19 protein-coding genes are annotated in these 18,344 nt (G+C 64.7%); 10 read left to right on the top strand and 9 right to left on the bottom strand.

What is annotated here, in order from left to right; genetic code table 11:
- Complete coding sequence (locus EB815_RS11205; protein WP_056578077.1) at positions 1–450, bottom strand: MarR family winged helix-turn-helix transcriptional regulator; 450 nt, start codon at positions 448–450, stop codon at positions 1–3.
- A 170-nt stretch (positions 451–620) separates the two neighbouring features.
- On the opposite strand from EB815_RS11205, the gene EB815_RS11200 reads away from it, so the two are divergent.
- The 3 genes from EB815_RS11200 (at position 621) to EB815_RS11190 (ending at position 5,495) form a co-directional block, all read left to right on the top strand.
- A complete protein-coding gene (locus EB815_RS11200; protein ID WP_056578079.1) occupies positions 621–2,984 on the top strand; it encodes a membrane-bound PQQ-dependent dehydrogenase, glucose/quinate/shikimate family in 2,364 nt (787 codons plus the stop codon).
- Between the two features lie 166 nt (positions 2,985–3,150).
- A complete protein-coding gene (locus EB815_RS11195; protein WP_065005141.1) occupies positions 3,151–4,326 on the top strand; it encodes an MFS transporter in 1,176 nt (391 codons plus the stop codon).
- A 113-nt stretch (positions 4,327–4,439) separates the two neighbouring features.
- On the top strand, positions 4,440–5,495 hold the full coding sequence (locus EB815_RS11190) for a succinylglutamate desuccinylase/aspartoacylase family protein (protein WP_056578365.1): 1,056 nt from the start codon (positions 4,440–4,442) through the stop codon (positions 5,493–5,495).
- 1 nt (position 5,496) lies between these two features.
- Here the strand turns inward: EB815_RS11190 and EB815_RS11185 are convergent, their stop codons facing one another.
- Positions 5,497–6,267, bottom strand: a complete 771-nt coding sequence (locus EB815_RS11185) for an isocitrate lyase/PEP mutase family protein (RefSeq protein WP_056578083.1) — start codon at positions 6,265–6,267, stop codon at positions 5,497–5,499.
- Between the two features lie 68 nt (positions 6,268–6,335).
- Between EB815_RS11185 and EB815_RS33945 the strand changes: the two genes are divergently transcribed.
- The 3 genes from EB815_RS33945 (at position 6,336) to EB815_RS11175 (ending at position 9,728) form a co-directional block, all read left to right on the top strand.
- Complete coding sequence (locus EB815_RS33945; RefSeq protein ID WP_274534618.1) at positions 6,336–6,461, top strand: hypothetical protein; 126 nt, start codon at positions 6,336–6,338, stop codon at positions 6,459–6,461.
- A 125-nt stretch (positions 6,462–6,586) separates the two neighbouring features.
- Positions 6,587–8,776, top strand: coding sequence for an anthranilate synthase (locus tag EB815_RS11180; RefSeq protein ID WP_056578367.1), 2,190 nt, complete (start codon positions 6,587–6,589; stop codon positions 8,774–8,776).
- Between the two features lie 4 nt (positions 8,777–8,780).
- Positions 8,781–9,728: a cation diffusion facilitator family transporter gene (locus tag EB815_RS11175; RefSeq protein ID WP_056578085.1), complete on the top strand. Its 948-nt coding sequence runs from the start codon at positions 8,781–8,783 to the stop codon at positions 9,726–9,728.
- A 152-nt stretch (positions 9,729–9,880) separates the two neighbouring features.
- Here EB815_RS11175 and EB815_RS11170 read toward each other — a convergent pair whose 3' ends face one another.
- Both EB815_RS11170 and EB815_RS11165 read right to left on the bottom strand, forming a co-directional pair.
- Positions 9,881–10,087, bottom strand: coding sequence for an antitoxin (locus tag EB815_RS11170; protein WP_065005140.1), 207 nt, complete (start codon positions 10,085–10,087; stop codon positions 9,881–9,883).
- A 20-nt stretch (positions 10,088–10,107) separates the two neighbouring features.
- Positions 10,108–11,211 (bottom strand): hypothetical protein, encoded by a 1,104-nt coding sequence (locus EB815_RS11165; RefSeq protein ID WP_056578087.1) that lies wholly within the window; start codon positions 11,209–11,211, stop codon positions 10,108–10,110.
- Positions 11,212–11,306: 95 nt separating this feature from the next.
- Between EB815_RS11165 and EB815_RS11160 the strand changes: the two genes are divergently transcribed.
- The 4 genes from EB815_RS11160 (at position 11,307) to EB815_RS11145 (ending at position 14,331) form a co-directional block, all read left to right on the top strand.
- The gene (locus EB815_RS11160) at positions 11,307–11,744 is read left to right on the top strand and encodes a DsrE family protein (RefSeq protein ID WP_056578369.1); all 438 of its coding nucleotides are present in this window, start codon (positions 11,307–11,309) and stop codon (positions 11,742–11,744) included.
- 63 nt (positions 11,745–11,807) lie between these two features.
- Positions 11,808–12,590 (top strand): SDR family NAD(P)-dependent oxidoreductase, encoded by a 783-nt coding sequence (locus tag EB815_RS11155; protein ID WP_056578089.1) that lies wholly within the window; start codon positions 11,808–11,810, stop codon positions 12,588–12,590.
- Positions 12,591–12,653: 63 nt separating this feature from the next.
- Positions 12,654–12,962, top strand: coding sequence for a putative quinol monooxygenase (locus tag EB815_RS11150; RefSeq protein WP_056578090.1), 309 nt, complete (start codon positions 12,654–12,656; stop codon positions 12,960–12,962).
- A 265-nt stretch (positions 12,963–13,227) separates the two neighbouring features.
- Positions 13,228–14,331: an AbrB family transcriptional regulator gene (locus tag EB815_RS11145; protein WP_056578092.1), complete on the top strand. Its 1,104-nt coding sequence runs from the start codon at positions 13,228–13,230 to the stop codon at positions 14,329–14,331.
- Between the two features lie 242 nt (positions 14,332–14,573).
- On the opposite strand, the gene EB815_RS11140 is transcribed toward EB815_RS11145, so the two are convergent.
- From EB815_RS11140 to EB815_RS11120, 5 genes are all read right to left on the bottom strand, one after another.
- Positions 14,574–15,863 (bottom strand): MFS transporter, encoded by a 1,290-nt coding sequence (locus EB815_RS11140; RefSeq protein ID WP_056578094.1) that lies wholly within the window; start codon positions 15,861–15,863, stop codon positions 14,574–14,576.
- Complete coding sequence (locus tag EB815_RS11135) at positions 15,860–16,189, bottom strand: hypothetical protein (protein WP_056578096.1); 330 nt, start codon at positions 16,187–16,189, stop codon at positions 15,860–15,862. The genes EB815_RS11140 and EB815_RS11135 overlap by 4 nt, the downstream gene beginning before the upstream one ends.
- A gap of 2 nt (positions 16,190–16,191) precedes the next feature.
- Positions 16,192–16,755 (bottom strand): cysteine hydrolase family protein, encoded by a 564-nt coding sequence (locus EB815_RS11130; protein ID WP_065005139.1) that lies wholly within the window; start codon positions 16,753–16,755, stop codon positions 16,192–16,194.
- A 52-nt stretch (positions 16,756–16,807) separates the two neighbouring features.
- A complete protein-coding gene (locus EB815_RS11125) occupies positions 16,808–17,269 on the bottom strand; it encodes a MarR family winged helix-turn-helix transcriptional regulator (protein WP_056578100.1) in 462 nt (153 codons plus the stop codon).
- 155 nt (positions 17,270–17,424) lie between these two features.
- Positions 17,425–18,306 carry a LysR family transcriptional regulator gene (locus EB815_RS11120; RefSeq protein ID WP_056578102.1) on the bottom strand — a complete coding sequence of 294 codons (882 nt, stop codon included), beginning with the start codon at positions 18,304–18,306 and terminating at the stop codon, positions 17,425–17,427.
- Positions 18,307–18,344 lie beyond the last annotated feature (38 nt).

Below are 18,344 nucleotides of genomic sequence, written 5' to 3'. Positions count from 1 at the left end.
CTATTCGCTATCCGGCCCGCTCAGCTTCGTCTCCAGCCGGCCGAGCAGCAGCAGCGCCCCTTTCAGCTCGTCGTCACCGACATCACTGAGCAGATCGGCGCGCAGCACCGCCAGCAGGCGCTCGATCTCGGTCACACGGCCGCGCCCCGCATCGGTGAGCGACAGGATCTTGGCCCGCCTGTCGGCGGCATCCTCGGTGCGCGTCACCAGCCCCTCCTCGACCAGCAGGTCGACGATGCGCACCAGGGACGGCCCTTCGAAACCGAGATGATCGGCGAGGACACCCTGGCGCCGATTGTCACCCAGCCGCGACAGCATCACCAGTGGCATGGCGGTGGCATGCGACAGACCGCAATCGTCGAGCGCCTTGTCGGCCGCGCGCCGCCAAAGCCTTGCGACTGATATAACCAGTTGGCCAAATCTGGCACGATCCGGGTCTTGCTTGGGCATGGCGAAAAAGATAACATGCTATTTATTAGGTTGCGATAAAATTCTTTTCCCTGGCGAAGCCCCAATCGCCAAGAACCGGAAGCCGACGACCGAGCTCCAAAGATCGCCCTGACGGCCCGTTCGGCCGCCGCGACCGCGAGGCGCCGCCCCGGAAAAGCGTGAGGACCGATATGTCGAAACAAGATTCCAACAGCTCTGGCGGCATCTGGCTGCTCGTGCTTTTCGGCCTGGTGCTGATGATCATCGGCCTGCCGCTGCTCTATGGCGGCGTCCAGCTCATCGGTCTTGGCGGCTCCTGGTATTACGCGCTGGCAGGCGCCGGCATCATCGTTTCCGGTTTCCTCTTCGCCTTGCGCCGGCGCGCGGGCTTCTGGCTCTACCTCCTCATCTTCCTCGCCACCATTGCCTGGGCATTGTGGGAGGCTGGGCTGAACTTCTGGCCGCTGGTGCCGCGGCTGGTCGCGCCAGCGGTGCTGGCGGTGATCGCCCTCCTGCTGGCGCCGCTGTTCCCGTCATCCGGCGGCGGCAAGCGCGGCCCGTTCGCCGTTGCCGGTGTCCTCGTGCTCGGCCTGATCGCCACCGCCGCCTACGCCTTCCAGCCGCATGGCGTGATCCGCGATACGGTCGCCGCCAGCGAAGCGCCGCCACTTGCCGCGGCCGCCTCCAGCACCGACTGGCGCCATTACGGCCGCACGCCCGCCGGTACGCGCTATGCGCCGATCGGCCAGATCAACAAGGACAATGTGAAGGACCTCAAGGTCGCCTGGACCTTCCGCACCGGCGACATACCGGTCAAGGGCGCCGAGGACCAGAACACGCCGCTGCAGATCGGCGACACGGTCTACACCTGCTCCTCGAAAAATGTCGTCAACGCGCTCAATGCCGAAACCGGCGAGCCGCGCTGGAAATTCGACCCGAAGGCTTCGGCGCCGCTGTGGCAGCGCTGCCGTGGCGTCAGCTACTACGAGCCGGCGCCCGAAGCCGCGGCCAGTGGCGCCCCAGCGGTCTGTGCCGGACGCATCGTCATGACCACCATCGATGCGCGGCTGATCGAGATCGATGCCAAGACCGGCCAGCCCTGCGCCGACTTCGGCCAGGGCGGCACCGTCGACCTCAAGCAAGGCATGGGCGAGGTGAAGGCCGGTTTCTATTTCCAGACGTCGGCGCCCACCGTCATGCGCGACCTGATCATGGTCGGCGGCTGGGTCTGGGACAATGTCGAGACCGGCGAGCCGTCCGGCGCCGTCAGGGCCTTCAACGCCAGGACAGGCGAGTTGGTATGGGCCTGGGACCTCGGCAATCCGGCGATCACCAAACTGCCGCCGGAAGGCCAGAGCTACACGCGCGGCACGCCCAACGTGTGGTCGACGCCGAGCTATGACGACGCGCTCGGCCTCGTCTATTTGCCGACCGGCAACGCCACGCCCGACTTCTTCGGCGCCGAGCGCAGCAAGGCGGCGGAGGATTACACCGCTTCGGTCGTCGCGCTCGACATCGCCACCGGCCGTGAGCGCTGGAAATTCCAGACCGTGCATCATGACCTGTGGGATTATGACCTTCCCTCGCAGCCGGCGCTCTATGACGTGCCCGACGGCAAGGGCGGAAAGGTACCGGCGCTGATCCAGGTCACCAAGCGCGGCCAGATCTTCATGCTCGACCGCCGCGACGGCAAGGCGATCGCCGAGGTGCAGGAAAAGCCGGTGCCGCAGGATGGCGGCGCCAAGGAGGATTTCCTGTCGCCGACCCAGCCCTATTCGGTCGGCATGCCTTCGATCGGCGATCAGCCTTTCACCGAGGCCAGCATGTGGGGCGCCACCCCGTTCGACCAGCTCTATTGCCGTATCGGCTTCAAGAAGCTGCGCTACGAGGGCGAGTTCACCCCTCCAGGTCCGACGCGTTCGCTGCAGTTTCCCGGCTATTATGGCGGCATGAACTGGGGCAGCGCCTCGATCGACGAAGCCAACGGCTACCTGATCGTCAACGATATCCGCATGCCGCAATTCGTCGAATTGCTGCCGCGCGCCGTGGCCGACAATTATGGCCCCTCGGCGGCGCATGACGGTCTGGGCACCCAGCTCGGCACGCCGTATGGCGCGCTCAAGAACGGCTTCATGTCGCCGCTCGGCGTGCCCTGCCACCAGCCGCCCTACGGCACGATCAGCGCCATCGACCTGAACACGCGAAAACTCGTCTGGCAGATTCCGGCCGGCACGCTGCAGGACACCGGCCCGCTCGAGATGAAGACCGGCCTGCGGATCCCGATCGGCATGCCGTCGCTCGGCGGCCCTGTGACGACGGCGGGCGGGCTCGTCTTCTATGCCGGCACACAGGACTACTATCTGCGCGCCATCGACGTCGCCACCGGCGAGGAGCTTTGGAAAGGCCGCCTGCCGGTCGGCGCGCAGGCAACGCCGATGACCTACACCTCGCCCGAAAGCGGCCGCCAGTTCGTCGTGGTGTCGGCGGGTGGCGCGCGTCAGTCACCCGATCGTGGCGATTACATCATCGCCTATGCCTTGCCGAAGGCGCCATGATCGGGAAAAGCTTGTTCCCCCAAGGCTGATCACCAACGAGGCGCTGCGGCGCCTCGTTTCAATCTGCTCCACGCTTTCTGCATCGCTGCAATGCAGCAATATACATTGCGCCCGGCACGGCTCCTCGCGCAGACTAAAAATTGAACCGATTCAGTCTGGACGTCCCATGCCCTTGCCGATCCTTGCGCTTGCCATTGCGTCTTTCTGCATCGGCACCACCGAGTTCGTCATCATGGGCCTGCTGCCGGAGGTCGCCGCCGACCTTCGCGTGTCGATCCCGTCGGCCGGCCTGCTGGTCACGGGCTATGCCTTGGGCGTCGTCTTCGGGGCACCGATCGTCGCCATGGCCACCGCGCATCTGCCGCGCAAGCCGGTGCTGGTCGGGCTGACGGCTTCATTCGTCGTCGGCAATCTGTTTTGCGCCATCGCGCCTGATTATTGGACGCTGATGGCGGCGCGTGTCTTCACCGCTTTTGGGCACGGCGCCTTCTTCGGCATCGGCTCGGTCGTTGCCGCGAGCCTGGTGCCGCGCAACAAGCGCGCCAGCGCCATGGCGCTGATGTTCGCCGGCCTGACGCTTTCGAACATTCTGGGCGTTCCCGCCGGCACAGCCCTTGGCGAAGCGTTCGGCTGGCGCTCCACATTCATCGCCGTGGTCGGCATCGGTCTGATCTCGGTCGCGGCCATCGCCTGGCTGGTGCCGTCCGATGTCACTGAGCCGAGCGGCGGTGGCCTGCGCGGCGAGTTGCGCGTGCTCGGCAGGTTGCAGGTCTGGCTGGCGATGCTGATCGCCTCGCTGGCCTCGGCCAGCCTGTTTGCCGTGTTCACCTACATCAAGCCCTACCTGACCGACGTGTCCGGCCTGTCGACCTCCGCCGTTACCTGGGTGCTCCTGTTGTTCGGCGCCGGCATGACGATCGGCAACATCATTGGTGGGCGGCTGGCCGACTGGAAGCTGATGCCGACCGTCATCGGCACGCTGCTGTTGATGGCGGTGCTGTTTGTCGGTTTCATGCAGTTCGGCGCCATCGCAAGTGTGGCCGTCGGCATCGTCTTCCTGTGGGGATTGCTCATCTTCGTCGTCGTGCCGCCACTGCAGATCCGCGTCGTCGAGGCGGCCTCGGAAGGGCCAAACCTTGCCGCCACGCTGAACCAGGGCGCCTTCAATGTCGGCAATGCCGGCGGCGCCTGGATTGGCGGCGTGGCCCTGTCGGCCGGCGTTTCCTACGCCAATCTGCCGCTGGTCGGCGCGGTGCTCGCCTTGCTGGCCGTCACCGTGGCAGTGCTGTCGCAGGCATTGGACCGGCGCGCGCCTGTCCCGCTCCAGGCTGCCGCGGAATAGACTTCTCTTCCGTCAGAGGGATGGAAAGCTTGCGCCCATAGCGCGGCCGGCTGGACCAATCGACATCGACAGCCTCAAATGGGCATGTCTTCTTGCTCTTGATGGAGGAAGTCATGCAGAAATCGATCGAACGCATCGCCGGTGACAGCGAAGGCGTTTCCTACGAATTCCCGGTATTCCGCTTCACAGGCGGCGACAAGGCGGCGCCCTCGGCCTATCTGCAGGCGGCACTCCATGCCGGTGAACTGCCAGGCGTCGTCGCCATCGACGCGCTGATGCCGGCGCTGAACAAGGCGGAGGCCGAAGGCCGCATCAAGGGCAGTATCACCATCGTGCCATGGGCCAACCCGATCGGCCGCGCGCAATATCATTTCGGCGAGCACCAGGGCCGCTTCCATCTGGGCACCCGCACCAACTTCAACCGCGGCTTTCCGCTGCTTGCGGCGCCCGACGCCAAGCTCTTGCCGGACACCTCGTTTGGCGGCGCCGACCAGCGGCTGAAGTCACGCCTGGTGCAGCTGTCGCTGGGCCACGACATCGTGCTCGACCTGCACTGCGATGACGAAGGTCTTGCCTATCTCTACGTCCACACCAGCCTGTGGCCGGCCATGGCCGATTGCGCCGCAGCCATGGGCGTCGATGCGGTCGTGCTGTGGAGCGAGGATACCGACGGCACCTTCGAGGGCGCTTCGATCATGCCGTACCAGAACGTTCCCGCCGATGTGGCCAAGTTCGACCGCCGTGTCGCCACCACGGTCGAGTATCGCGGCATCCTCGATGTCGATGGCGTCCTGGCCAAAGCCGATGCCGAAGGCCTCTACCGGCTGCTGGTGGCGCGCGGCGTGATCGCCGACAGCGCGCTCCCCGCACCCGGCCCCTTCACCGGCACCGTGGCCCCCCTGGAAAACATCGATATGATGCCCGCGCCCCGGGCGGGTGCTGTGCTCTATGACGTCAAGCCCGGCGACCGTGTCGCCAGGGGCACGCGCCTCGCCACCATCGTCCACGCGCCGGGCGAAGCCGATGGCCGCACGGAAGTGTTCGCGCCGCAGGACGGCATCATCCTGACCCGCCGCTCGCGCCGCATCATCCGCGCCGGCGAGGATCTTCTGAAGCTGGTCGGCGACAGGAAGAGCGCCGACGCAAGGTCGGGTACGCTCGAGGATTGACCTAGCCAGAAATGGCCAGCCGCGCCTTGGCCTCCAGCCATTCCGCCATCTGCCGGTAGGGCACCGGGCCATGGCTGATACGGGCGACGCCGAGTTCGGCCAGCCGCTGGCGCGGCGGCACATGTGCCAATGCGATGATGTTGACCGGCAGTGCCGTGGCCTTGCAGAGCGCCTCGATGAGGCCCTCGTCGCCGAGACCCGGCGCGAAGAAGCCGCTTGCTCCGGCCTTTTCATAGGCATGCGCCCGCTCGATCGCTTGGTCGAGCAGCGCCTTGTCATGCGCATCGGGCTTGGCCTTGAGGAAGATGTCGGTGCGGGCGTTGAGGAAAGCCGGAATACCGGAGGCCTTGACGGCAGCGGCGGCCGCTTCGACCCGCTTCACCTGCATGCCGATGTCGTGCAGGCCCATGCCGCCAACGATCTGGTCTTCGAAATTGAAGCCGATGGCACCAGCCTGCAAGGCCTGTGTCACCGTCTGGGCAACGACCCCCGGTTCGACACCATAACCGCCTTCGAGGTCCATCGTCACCGGCAGGTCTACCGCCGCCACGATACGCTTGATATTGTCGAGCGCCAGCTCCAGCGGGATCTTCTCGCCGTCGGCATAGCCGAACGCTGCCGCGACCGGCCAGCTTCCGGTAGCGATGGCCTTGGCGCCGGCCTTCTCGACGATCTTGGCAGAGCCCGGATCCCAGGCATTGTAGAGAACGATGGGGTTGCCCTTGACGTGAAGGGAATGGAACGTCCGCGCGCGCTCGGCCTGTTCGGTCATTGGTGTTTCCCGTCTTCGCAGTGTTGAAGGTCCAGCCTAGACGCGACCGCCGGCCCTGGCGATGTGCCATGAGCCTGGGAAGCGGCGGCCACCGAAGAGGCTTTTCAAATCAGTTGCGCATCCAGTTTTTCGCCGCTATGGATTTTGCCATGAACATGCGTTCGACCAAGACCATTTGGTGGTGGGCCTGCTGACAGCGGCCTGTTCGAACGCGCGTGCGTGAAAAGAGAGGGTGGCCGCAACGGAAAGTCCGGGCGGCCATTTGTTTTTTCCAAGCCAGTCCCGGGTCCGTTGCCCAACAAGCCAGATGGAGACGGCAATGACGATGAAGGTTCTGGAAAACGGCGCGGAAAGCTTCGTGACCGCAGGTGGCATCACCATCACCCGCGAGCGCCACGACCGGCCCTATGCAGGCGCGATCGACACTTACGTCGACGGGCTGAATTCGCGCCGCGGTGCCGTGTTTTCCTCGAATTACGAATATCCCGGCCGCTATACGCGCTGGGACACGGCCATCATCGACCCGCCTCTGGTCATCTCCGCGCGCGGTCGCGCCATGCGCATCGAGGCGCTGAACGGGCGTGGCGAAGCGCTGTTGCCGGTCATCGGCAAGACGCTGAGCGGCCTGGCTGATGTCACCATCGCCGAGACGACCAGCAAGCTGATCCGCCTCGATGTCGCCAAACCGGGCCGTGTCTTCACTGAAGAGGAACGCAGCCGCGTGCCTTCGGTCTTTACCGTGCTGCGTGCCATCACCGCTTTGTTCAAAACGGCGGAAGACGCCAATCTCGGCCTCTATGGCGCCTTCGGCTACGACCTGGCCTTCCAGTTCGACCCGGTCGACTACAAGCTCGAGCGCAGGGAGAGCCAGCGCGACCTGGTGCTGTTCCTGCCTGACGAGATCCTGGTCGTCGACCACTATTCGGCCAAGGCCTGGACCGACCGCTATGATTATTCAGGCGAGGGTTTTTCGACCGAGGGCTTGCAGCGCGACGAAATCGCCGAGCCGTTCCAGACCGCCGACCGCATCCCGCCGCGCGGCGACCATGAGCCCGGCGAATATGCCAACCTTGTGCGGCGCGCGATGGACTCGTTCAAGCGCGGCGACCTGTTCGAGGTCGTTCCCGGCCAGATGTTCTACGAGCGTTGCGAGACGCAGCCATCCGAGATTTCGCGCAAGCTGAAGTCGATCAACCCTTCGCCCTATTCGTTCTTCATCAATCTGGGCGAAGGCGAATACCTGATCGGCGCCTCGCCGGAAATGTTCGTGCGCGTCAACGGCCGCCGTGTCGAGACCTGCCCGATCTCCGGCACCATCAAGCGCGGCGACGACGCCATTTCCGACAGCGAGCAGATCCTGAAGCTGCTCAACTCCAAGAAGGACGAATCCGAGCTCACAATGTGCTCGGACGTCGACCGCAACGACAAGTCGCGGGTCTGCGAGCCGGGCTCGGTACGCGTCATCGGCCGCCGCCAGATCGAGATGTATTCGCGCCTGATCCATACCGTGGATCATATCGAGGGCCGGCTGCGCGAAGGCATGGATGCCTTCGATGCCTTCCTCTCGCATGCCTGGGCGGTCACCGTCACCGGCGCGCCGAAACTGTGGGCGATGCGCTTCATCGAGCAGAACGAGAAAAGCCCCCGCGCCTGGTATGGCGGCGCCATCGGCATGGTCAATTTCAACGGCGACATGAACACCGGCCTGACGCTGCGCACCATCCGCATCAAGGACGGCATCGCCGAGGTGCGCGCCGGCGCCACATTGCTGTTCGACAGCATCCCCGAGGAAGAAGAAGCCGAAACCGAATTGAAGGCATCCGCCATGCTCTCCGCCATCCGCGACGCCAAGACGGGCAATTCCGCCAGCACCGAGCGCACCACCGCGCGCGTCGGCGACGGCGTCAACATCCTGCTCGTCGACCACGAGGATAGTTTCGTCCACACGCTGGCCAACTACTTCCGCCAGACCGGCGCCAATGTCTCGACCGTGCGCACGCCGGTGCCGGAGGAAGTCTTCGAGCGGCTGAAGCCGGATCTCGTCGTACTATCGCCCGGACCCGGCACGCCGAAGGATTTCGACTGCGCCGCCACCATCAAGAAGGCGCGCGCCCGCGACCTGCCGATCTTCGGTGTCTGCCTCGGCCTGCAGGCGCTGGCCGAGGCCTATGGCGGGGAACTGCGGCAGCTGCATATCCCGATGCACGGCAAACCCTCGCGCATCCGCGTCTCCAAGCCGGGCATCATCTTCTCCGGCCTGCCCAAGGAAGTCACCGTCGGCCGCTACCACTCGATCTTCGCCGATCCGGTGCGGCTGCCCGATGACTTCATCGTCACGGCGGAGACAGAGGACGGCGTGATCATGGCCTTCGAACATCGCAAGGAGCCGATCGCCGCGGTGCAGTTCCACCCGGAATCGATCATGACGCTCGGCCACAATGCCGGCATGCGCATCATCGAGAACATCGTCGCCCATTTGCCGCGCAAGGCAAAGGAAAAGGCAGCCTGACGAAATGGTCGGAGCCGAGAACGCCATGACGATCGCGACGAAAGCCGCCGGCAAGCGCAAGGTCGCCAACCTTGCCTTCTGGTCGATCGTGATCGCCTTTGTCGTACTCGCGCTGAAGGTCGCCGCCTGGTACGTCACCGGCTCCGTCGCGCTCTATTCGGACGCGCTGGAATCCATCGTCAACGTCATTGCCTCGGTCGCCGCCTTCTGGGCGATCCAGGTCAGCTACAAGCCGGCCGACCAGGACCACCCGTTCGGCCATCACAAGGCCGAGTATTTCTCGGCCGTGCTTGAAGGCGTGCTGATCGTCGTCGCCGCGCTTTTGATCCTGAACGAAGTCTGGCGCTCCTGGCAAACGCCGGCGCCGCTCGAGCAGCCCTGGAAAGGACTTGCCATCAATGGCGTCGCCACCGCCATCAATGCCTTCTGGGCCTGGACGCTGATCCGCGTCGGCCGGGCCGAGAAGTCGCCGGCGCTGGTCGCCGACGGCAATCACATCATGACCGATGTGGTGACCTCGATCGGCGTCTTCGGCGGCCTGGTCGGGGCGATCCTGACCGGCTGGCAGATCCTCGATCCAGCCCTTGCCGTCATCGTCGCGCTCAACATCCTGTGGCAGGGCTGGCACGTCATCGGGTCGTCGATGAACGGGCTGATGGACCGCGCCGTCGACACGCAGGAACATATGCGCATCCGCGACATCATCTCGGCCAACTGCAAGGGCGCGCTGGAGGTGCACGACCTCAAGACCCGCATCGCCGGCCGCGCCACCTTCATCGAGTTCCATCTGGTCGTCGACGCCGACATGTCGGTCGGCGCCAGCCACGTCATCTGCGACCGCATCGAGGACGCGCTGAAAGCCGAAATCCCCTCGGTGCGCGTCACCATCCATGTCGAGCCCGACGATGAGGCGAAGTTGCCCAAGGGTACGACCGCCGTGCCTTTCGCCTGACGCGATTCCTGGTACGACCTTGGAAATTTAGCCGAAGCCTCTCGACTTCGTCATCCACGGGCGGAGCAGGAGCGAAGCTCCGTCGCGAAGACCCGAGGATGACGAGGCGATAGGCTTAGCTCCCGAAAACGTCCGCGCCGAGTAATTCGTCGCTATCGGCCGTCTAAGGCCGCCTCGACAAAATCATCGTCAAGCGGTCCAGTCAGACGGTCGAGCCAGCCCCAATCCTGCGCAAGCGGTTCGAGAACGACCGCTCGGCCCTCGCGGCGGATTGAAACCTCGCTGGTTTCGAAACGATATTTCTTCGGCAGACGTACCGCTTGCGATCGGCCAGACCAAAAGACCTTCGCCTTATCCATTTGCGCTCCTCCATCCGAGCTCAAGGTGCGCAGGCCGATTGCGGCATAGGCTCCAGCCGATAGACCTTGTCGTCCGACTTCGTCTTGCCGTCGGCGGCCTTCGAGCACAGATCGACGATCGCCAGGCTGCTATTGGGGTTGGCCAGCATCATCATGCCGTTGGCGCCGCGCTTGAGGAAGATCTCCTTCTGCGCGATGTCGCAGGAGAAATTGCTCATCTTCGCACTCGCGGCGCAACGCCACTGGTCGGCCTCGCCCTGGCAGGAATAGGTCTGCGTGACCTTGGCGCCATTCTTTCTGGCCGTCACTGAGACGGCAATGTCAGCGCCGTCGGGCCAGTTGGCGGCGTCGCCCCCTGAGGCGAAGGATGCCAGTTCCACGGGTCCGCGGAACACCCGGATCGACTGCGTCAGCTGGTTGGGGTGCGAACTCATATGCGCCGCGTCATAGTCCCGCCCATAGCAGAACGGCTGGTCCGGCTTCAGCCGCACGCGCAACGGGTCCCCGAGCGCCGGATCGATGGGATCGATGCGTGCGAACTCGGCCTTGCAGGTCGCGGCCGGCATCGGGTCGAGGCGGAAATTGTCATCCTCCGGGCCGAGCGCCTGGCGGTTGTATTCCGCCTTGCCAAGCTGCTCCTCCGAGTCCGGATCGAGGTAGATATCGGAGGACAGGTCAGAAAGCAGCAGCCGGCCCTTGTCGTCGACCTTCAGCGAGGCCAGCGTACGGTCGCAATCCATGCCGCAGCGGATTGGACCTGATGTGCCGTCCCCGGATTCATGATTGCACCAGCCGCCGGCCCATTCCGGCGCCTTGGCGCCACGCACCGTGGTGGAGAGAAAGCCATTGTACGACGTGACGGCGTTTGCCGTGGGCTCTTCGTTCGGCCGGCTGACCGGATCATGGCCGTAGTAGAAGAAGATCCGCGTCACCTTCTGCTTCGGATGCACCTTGAGATGGGCCGCGTCATAGACCCGGCCGAAACAGGCATCCGCCCCGTTCGGGCTGAGTTCCCTCAGTTTAAGCGTGTCGCCGGCGACAGCCGTGCCCGACAACAAACAGAGCAGCACCACGCCAAATCCAGCGCCCGCAATTATCTTCCATTCCCCTGCCCTGAACGTCACGTGACCCCTCCCCGCATCGACAGGACGCAGCGTCAATTTATGCTAGTATTGCGGCCGGAGCCATGCAAATCGCGGTGAAATTGGAGGAGGAAGCCATGCGCCGGCGTGACATGTTCCGCGCGGTTCTTGCCGGAACCGCAACGTTTCTTGGCTTGCGGGCGGTGCGGGCGGCGGCCACCGAGCCCGCCAGGCTGAAGGTCGCCTATCACCTGAGCGATGTGGACAAGGTCAATTTCGTGCTCGGCAACATCAAGAACCACTATGAGGGCACCGGCGGCAATGTCGACATCGTGCTGGTGGTGCATGGCCCGGCGCTGGCCGCCTTCAAGTCGAAGGGCATATCGGCCGCGGTCTCCGGCCGCTTCGCCGGCCTGATGCGGCAGGGGCTCGAGCCGCAGGCCTGCGCCAACACCATGCAAGGCATGGACATTTCGCTCGCCGACCTGCTCGACGGCTTCCATGCCGCCGACAAGGGCGGCGTCGTCAAGCTCGCGGAACTGCAAAGCCAGGGCTATGCCTATCTACGGCCATAGTGCACAGTCTCGGCCATGGGACCTGGAACGGCAGCTCCCGTTGAACCCTCCGGAGGACCGACAGTGCCCACCACGACCGCGCTTACCATCCCCGATCTCGCCGGCAAGGCGGTGCTGGTCACCGGCGCCTCGACCGGCATAGGCGCGGCACTCGCACTGGCCTATGCCGCCCAGAAATCCAAGGTGGCGCTGCATTACAATTCAAGCCAAGAGGCCGCCGAGAAACTGGGCAAGACCATTCGCGACAGCGGCGGCGAGGTCTTCCTCGTCCAGGGTGATTTTTCCTTGCCCGCCGATGTCGAACGCGTTGTCGAGGACAGTGCGCGGCATTTCGGCCGTCTCGACGGACTGGTCAACAATGCCGGCGGCATGCTCGGCCGGGTTCCCTACGCCGAGCAGACCGAAGCACATTACGACGCGGTGATGGACCTCAACGCGCGCTCGGTGCTGACCGCCTCTCGAAAGGCAATCCCGTGGCTGAAGAAGCAGGGCGGCTTCATCGTCAACACCTCCTCGATAGCCGCGCGCAATGGCGCGGGCGGCGGTGCCGGTCTCTACGGGTCGGCCAAGGCCTTCGTCTCCAATGTGACGCGCGGCATGGCCAAGGAGCTGATCGGCTTCGGCATCCGCGTCAACGCCGTGGCGCCTGGCACCATTCTCACCCCGTTCCACGAGCGCTATTCGACCGAGGAGCAGATCAAGGGCATGGTCGCCACAATTCCGCAGGGGCGGGCCGGCACGGCGCAAGACTGCGTCGGCGCCTATCTGTTCCTCTCGTCCGATCTCTTGAGCGGCTACATCACTGGCCAGGTGATCGAGGTGAATGGCGGCCAGTTGATGCCGTGACCGGGCAATTGCATACTGGTGACCCATATACTCTTGTCGGAGACTTCAAAGGGAGGCGAAGGAATGTATGGACTGATCGGCAAGATGCGGGCGGCGCGCGGCCAGCGCGACGCGGTCATGGATGTGCTGCGTGACAGCACCGGCGCCTTGCCGGGTTGCCTCAGCTACATCATCGCCACCGATCCGGCCGATGCCGATGCGATCTGGGTCACCGAAGTGTGGACCGACGCCGAAAGTCACAAGACTTCACTGCAGCTTCCGGAAGTCCAGGCGGCCATCGCCAAGGCCCGACCGTTCATCGCCGGCTTCGAGTTCCAGGTGGAGACCCACCCCGTCGGCGGCTTCGGGTTGGTCGACGGCAAGACGGGCTGAGCCGGACGGACGGCTCGATACCTGCTCCGAGCACAGATCTCGCGTCATATCGATACGGTGAACGGTGATAGCCGCGGGTTTCGCAAGCTCAGTCCTAGCGACCCGTGATGGCAATCGTGGAAGGCATTACCCTGCCGACAACGGACGATATTGTGGCTCGTTACCCTGGTCCCATCCGAAAGTTCTGATCAAGGCTTTGGAATCGCGCTTCATTTCTCGGCATTGCGGGGTTCGCATCACGCCGCTCCAGGTCTAAGACCGAAGAATGGATTCCTCGGCCGAGTCTCCACCCCCGGACCAGCCTGCCACCGAGCGCATGGCGCGGATGGGCAAGCCTTGGCAATGGCTGGTCCTGCTCGCCATCTCCACCCTGTTTGCCGGTGCGCTCGAGCTCGCCGCTCTGCCGGCGGCGCTGCTGATCGGGCCGATGCTGGCGGCGATCGTCGCCGGCACCAATGGCGCCACGGTGCGCGTGCCGCGCCTGCTGTTCGGCTCCGCCCAGGCCATTGTCGGCTGTCTCGTCGCCGCATCGATCTCGGCCGACATCTTTCCCGTCTTCTACGCCGAGTGGCCGCTGTTCCTGGGCGTTGTAATCGCCACGGTCGCGGCCTCCAGCCTGCTTGGCTGGCTGATCAGCCGCTGGCGCATCCTGCCCGGCACCACCGCCGTCTGGGGTTCCTCGCCGGGCGCGGCCACCGCCATGGTGCTGATGGCGGGCGCCTTCGGCGCCGACCAGCGCCTCGTCGCCTTCATGCAGTATCTGCGCGTCATCTTCGTTTCGATGACGGCCGCCATCGTCGCCAAGATGTGGGTCGACACGTCGGGCATCGAAATACCGCCCATCATCTGGTTTCCGCCGATCGATGCCCAGGCCTTCGCCGCCACATCAGGAATCGCGCTGGTCGGCGGCCTGGCGGGCAAGCTCTGCCGGCTGCCCTCGCCCTTCTTCCTCGGCACCTTCATCTTCGGCAGCGTCATCCATCTCGGCCTGGGTGTCGAGATGCAGTTGCCGCCCTGGTTGCTGGCTGTCAGCTACGCCATGGTCGGCTGGTCGATCGGGCTGAATTTCACCAGGCCGATCCTGCGCCATGCGACGCGGGCCTTGCCCCAGATCATCGCCTCGATCGTGGCGCTGATCGCATTCTGTGGCGGGCTCGCCTTCCTGATCAGCCATCTCCTGGGCATCGATCCGCTGACGGCCTATCTGGCGACCAGCCCCGGCGGCATGGACAGCGTGGCCATCATTGCCGCCGCGGCGCAGAACGTCGACATCTCTTTCGTCATGGCGCTGCAGTCAGCGCGCTTCCTGCTCGTGCTGCTCGTCGGCCCGAGCGTCGCGCGCCTGGTGGCCAGGAGCATCCGGGATTGATCGGCCTCAGCGCCATCGGCGCCCTATTCCTCGCCGCCGCCATTCTCGCCTTGCGCGCCGCGGCGCCAATAGGCGGTGACCACATGCCTGTCGCGTGGCAACCCCCACTCGATAGCGCTTCAAACGAAGCCGCCGAAAAATCCTGGCCTCGTTGCCATCACGGAGCATGCCACCGCGTCGCCGGGGTTTCCACCAAAAACTTTACCTAAGTATTCATATCTATCGGGACGCCGGAGAAGACCCTATCCGGCCTCCGCCGGCTCGGCTTTGCCATCATCGTGATCGAAGCGGAGACGTCCGGCCTCGATCCGCACGCGCAAGCGGCGATACCTCGCGAGATAGCGAACCCCGACGAGAGCCGCAGCAAAGCCGGCAATGGCGGCCACGCCAAGCGCCCAGCGTGGACCGACATCATCGGCCACCCAGCCGACCACCGGGGCGCCGAGAGCGGTACCGCCCAGCGTTGTGGCCAGCAGGATCGCCATCACACGCCCGCGCATGGCAGGTTCGGTCGAAAGCTGCACCAGGCCGATGGTCGAAGTGGTCATCGTCTGGGCCGAGACGCCGATGACAACGAGCGCCAGGCCGAACAGCCAGTAATTGGGCATGATCGCGGCCAGGCTGAAGCCAAGGCCGAAGATCGCGGCACCCGCCAGAAGAAACGCCAGGCGGGGCTGCTCGCGCCGGGCCGCCAGCAATGCCCCGGTGACCGATCCGATCGCCATGGTCGACGTCAACAGCCCATACTGGCCGGCACCCGCGTGAAAGACGGAAACTGACATGGTCGAAATGAAGATCGGGAAGTTGAGCCCGAACGTGCCGATCAGGAAAAGCATCAAAAGGACGGCTTTAAGGTCAGGACGCTTCCAGACATAGGCAAAACCCTCGGCAAGGCTGCCGCGGCTCCGCTGCGTCTTGTCCTTCAGGTGAAGCTCACTGAGGCGGAGCAGGCCGAGCGAGGCAAGGACAGCGGCAAACGATGCCGCGTTGATCAGGAACACCCAGCCGGAGCCGACGGAGGCGATAAGGGTGCCGGCGACGGCAGGGCCGATCATGCGCGCGACATTGAACGAGGTGGAATTCAACGCCACGGCATTCGACAGATCCGTCTCGCCGACCAGATCTGAGACGAAGGTCTGGCGCGCTGGTGCGTCGAACGCCGTCGTGCAGCCAAGCAGGAATGCGAACACATAGACGTGCCACAATTGGACGAGCCCAGCGACGGTGAGCAGGCCAAGACCGAGCGCGATCAGGCCCATGGCGGCTTGCGTGGCGAACAGCAGCTTGCGCCGGTCGAGATGATCGGCGGCAAAGCCCGTCCATGGCAGCAAGAGGATCTGCGGCGCGAACTGCAGCGCCATCACCACACCCATGGCGGTCGCGTTGTTGTGGGTCAGTTGGGTCAGCACCAGCCAGTCCTGGGCGGTGCGCTGCATCCAGGTTCCCACATTGGACACGATCGCGCCGCCGGCCCAGATCCGGTAGTTGAAATTGGCCAGCGAACGGAACGTGCCTTTTGCCGGGTCGCTCATCCGTCGGCCGGGGCATTGCCGCCGTTGAAGCGGCCGAACATGCGCGCCATTGCTACCCCCATGAGGAGGGTGCCCAAACCCAATGCGACGACATCAGCCGTGGATCGCAGGTCGAAATCTCCGACACGGACCACCAGGAGATAACCGACCGCCAGGTTCAGAAATCCCCACAGGGCATTCACTGTCGAGGAGGAATGGCCCTGGCCGCGCGGCTGGGCGAAGGGGCTTTGAAAAGGCCGCCCCATCACGCCGCTGACGAAATGCGGCACGGCATTCGTCAGCACGGCGCCACCAAGGAAATAGGACACACAGTCGATCCATTGCATTGTCAGGCACCTCCCTTGTCCAAGAGATCGAGGATGTCCCGTGTCGTGCCGTTTTCGCCCAGCCTGGGGAAAATATGCCCGATGCTGTTGGTGTGGGCATCGAGGTTCATATCGGTCATGGCATCGATGGCGAGCGTAACGTTGAACCCGAGATCGCGCGCGTGACGGGCGGTCGCTTCGACGCCCATGCTGGTGGAGACGCCTGATATCACCACCTGGGTGACGCCCTCGCCCTTCAGCCAGGCTTCGAGGCCGGTGTTGACGAAGGCGTCCACAGTGCGTTTGGTCACGATGTGATCCCACCGCTGCTGCTTCAGCTCAGGGACAAGATCAGTCCAGCCGGCGGGAAATTCCCGCACGCGCGGCGCCTGCTCCGTCCGGCCCGAAGGGGCGCCGGCGACGTTGACGAGCACGACCGGCAAGGCGCGGCCGCGGAACGCGTCGGCGAGCGCGCCGGCCCGCTGTACGACGTCGCCGATGGGATGGGCACAGGGTAGCGAAACGATGCCCTTTTGCAGATCGATGACGATGAGTGCGGTCTTCGGGTCAAGCGTGGTGACTGCCATTATGCTTCCTTTCGGCGATCGAAGGGCGGCGTGGATCGTGGATATTGAAGGGTCAGGAGTCAGCGAGCCGTTTCAACAATTCGACGGCGCCCGCGAGTTGCTCCTGCTCCTCGCGGTCAAGGTTCGCCTGGATGGCGCGGAACAACCAGTCCTGTCGTGCCGCCCGCCCGGTCGCGATCATGTCCAGGCAAGCAGACGTAAGCGACAGGAGGACCTGCCGGCCATCGGCCGGATCCGGCGCGCCTTCCACCAGACCGGCCAGTTGCAGAGCCGACACAATGGCGCCCATCGACTGCGGACGCATGTCCTGGGCGCGCGCCAGCGTCGTCACCGTCGCCGGACCCTCGCGCTCCAGATGCAGCAGCGCCGACTTCTGCGACGTGGTCAGATCACCGGTATCGGCCTGTTCGCGCAGCCGCCGGATCAGCCTGCCGGCCACCACCCGAAGCTCGGCCGCCAGGGCCAGCGCATGCGCGGCTTCGGGGTCGTCCTGCGGGGGCAATTGATCTTTCATGGCGGGCTTCTACTAGATACGAAGCTAAACTTCAAAGTTTAACTTCGCATCTGAAATCACAAGACCGTGACCTCTGGCCGGTCGAAGACCGTGACCCCGGGCCGGCCTGTGGCCGTGACCCCGGGCCGGCCGAAGGCCGTGCCCCCTGGGCCTGCCTATCGCACCACGGCGAGGCGCTCGGGAAGAAAATCGACGAGGACGCGCACCTTCGGCGACAAATGGCGATTGGACGGCCACAGCATCCGGAACTGGCCACGGCCATCGACATGATCGTCCAGCACGGTGCACAGCCTGCCGTCACGCAACGCTTCCCGGACCAGGAAATCGGGCATGCAGCCGATACCAAGGCCGGCGATCGTGGCGCCCTTCAAGGCTTCCATGTTGTTGCAGGTCAGCATCGAGCGTGGGTCGGAGCGATCGGCGATGAACGGCCACTCCTGCAGCTTGCCGCTGTTGGGGAAGCGGAAGCGGATGCCGAAATGCCGGGCGAGATCCGCCGGCACCCTCGGTGTGCCATGACGCTCAAGGTAGGAAGGCGCGGCGCACAACAGCAGCCGGAACGGTGCGAGCGGACGCGCCACCAGGCGGGAATCCGGCAGCTCGCCGCTGCGGATGGCGACGTCGATGCCTTCCTCGATGACATCGACGATGCGATCGTTGAAATCGATATCGAGTTCGATCTCGGGATAGCGGGCCATGAACTCCGACAACACCGGCAGCAGCAGATGATAGGTGACGATCGGGGTCGAGACCCGCAGCCGTCCGTGCGGCATCTCCCGCGTCCGCGACAGCATCGCCTCGGCATCGTCGATGTCGTCGAGGATGCGGCGCACCCGCTCGTTGAACAGCCTGCCCTCTTCCGTCAGCCCGATGCGTCTTGTGCTGCGTTGCAGGAGGCGCACGCCGAGTTCCTGTTCGAGCCTGGCGACACTCTTGCCAACGGCGGAGGCGGAGATGCCGAGCGCACGCCCGGCGGCGATGAAACTGCCGAGTTCGGCCGTGCGGGCGAAAGCCAGGAGGCCACTGAGACGATCCATCGCGTTCCCATTCGAGCGTTTCAGTCCGGTATATCAGG

This window comes from Mesorhizobium loti (assembly GCF_013170705.1).
In the GTDB taxonomy this organism is placed as follows: domain Bacteria; phylum Pseudomonadota; class Alphaproteobacteria; order Rhizobiales; family Rhizobiaceae; genus Mesorhizobium; species Mesorhizobium loti_D.
Note: the sequence above shows the minus strand (reverse complement) of the source record. Positions and strands in the feature narration are given on the sequence as shown.

Excerpts from the sequence above, each read along its gene's own strand:
- EB815_RS11195 (WP_065005141.1), top strand. The coding sequence starts at position 3,151 with ATGCCCTTGCCGATCCTTGCGCTTGCCATTGCGTCTTTCTGCATCGGC.
- EB815_RS11180 (WP_056578367.1), top strand. The coding sequence starts at position 6,587 with ATGACGATGAAGGTTCTGGAAAACGGCGCGGAAAGCTTCGTGACCGCA.
- EB815_RS11125 (WP_056578100.1), bottom strand. The coding sequence starts at position 17,269 with ATGAAAGATCAATTGCCCCCGCAGGACGACCCCGAAGCCGCGCATGCG.
- EB815_RS33945 (WP_274534618.1), top strand. The coding sequence starts at position 6,336 with ATGAGCCTGGGAAGCGGCGGCCACCGAAGAGGCTTTTCAAATCAGTTG.
- EB815_RS11205 (WP_056578077.1), bottom strand. The coding sequence starts at position 450 with ATGCCCAAGCAAGACCCGGATCGTGCCAGATTTGGCCAACTGGTTATA.
- EB815_RS11200 (WP_056578079.1), top strand. The coding sequence starts at position 621 with ATGTCGAAACAAGATTCCAACAGCTCTGGCGGCATCTGGCTGCTCGTG.
- EB815_RS11190 (WP_056578365.1), top strand. The coding sequence starts at position 4,440 with ATGCAGAAATCGATCGAACGCATCGCCGGTGACAGCGAAGGCGTTTCC.
- EB815_RS11140 (WP_056578094.1), bottom strand. The coding sequence starts at position 15,863 with ATGAGCGACCCGGCAAAAGGCACGTTCCGTTCGCTGGCCAATTTCAAC.
- EB815_RS11175 (WP_056578085.1), top strand. The coding sequence starts at position 8,781 with ATGGTCGGAGCCGAGAACGCCATGACGATCGCGACGAAAGCCGCCGGC.
- EB815_RS11135 (WP_056578096.1), bottom strand. The coding sequence starts at position 16,189 with ATGCAATGGATCGACTGTGTGTCCTATTTCCTTGGTGGCGCCGTGCTG.
- EB815_RS11145 (WP_056578092.1), top strand. The coding sequence starts at position 13,228 with ATGGATTCCTCGGCCGAGTCTCCACCCCCGGACCAGCCTGCCACCGAG.
- EB815_RS11150 (WP_056578090.1), top strand. The coding sequence starts at position 12,654 with ATGTATGGACTGATCGGCAAGATGCGGGCGGCGCGCGGCCAGCGCGAC.
- EB815_RS11130 (WP_065005139.1), bottom strand. The coding sequence starts at position 16,755 with ATGGCAGTCACCACGCTTGACCCGAAGACCGCACTCATCGTCATCGAT.
- EB815_RS11120 (WP_056578102.1), bottom strand. The coding sequence starts at position 18,306 with ATGGATCGTCTCAGTGGCCTCCTGGCTTTCGCCCGCACGGCCGAACTC.
- EB815_RS11185 (WP_056578083.1), bottom strand. The coding sequence starts at position 6,267 with ATGACCGAACAGGCCGAGCGCGCGCGGACGTTCCATTCCCTTCACGTC.
- EB815_RS11170 (WP_065005140.1), bottom strand. The coding sequence starts at position 10,087 with ATGGATAAGGCGAAGGTCTTTTGGTCTGGCCGATCGCAAGCGGTACGT.
- EB815_RS11160 (WP_056578369.1), top strand. The coding sequence starts at position 11,307 with ATGCGCCGGCGTGACATGTTCCGCGCGGTTCTTGCCGGAACCGCAACG.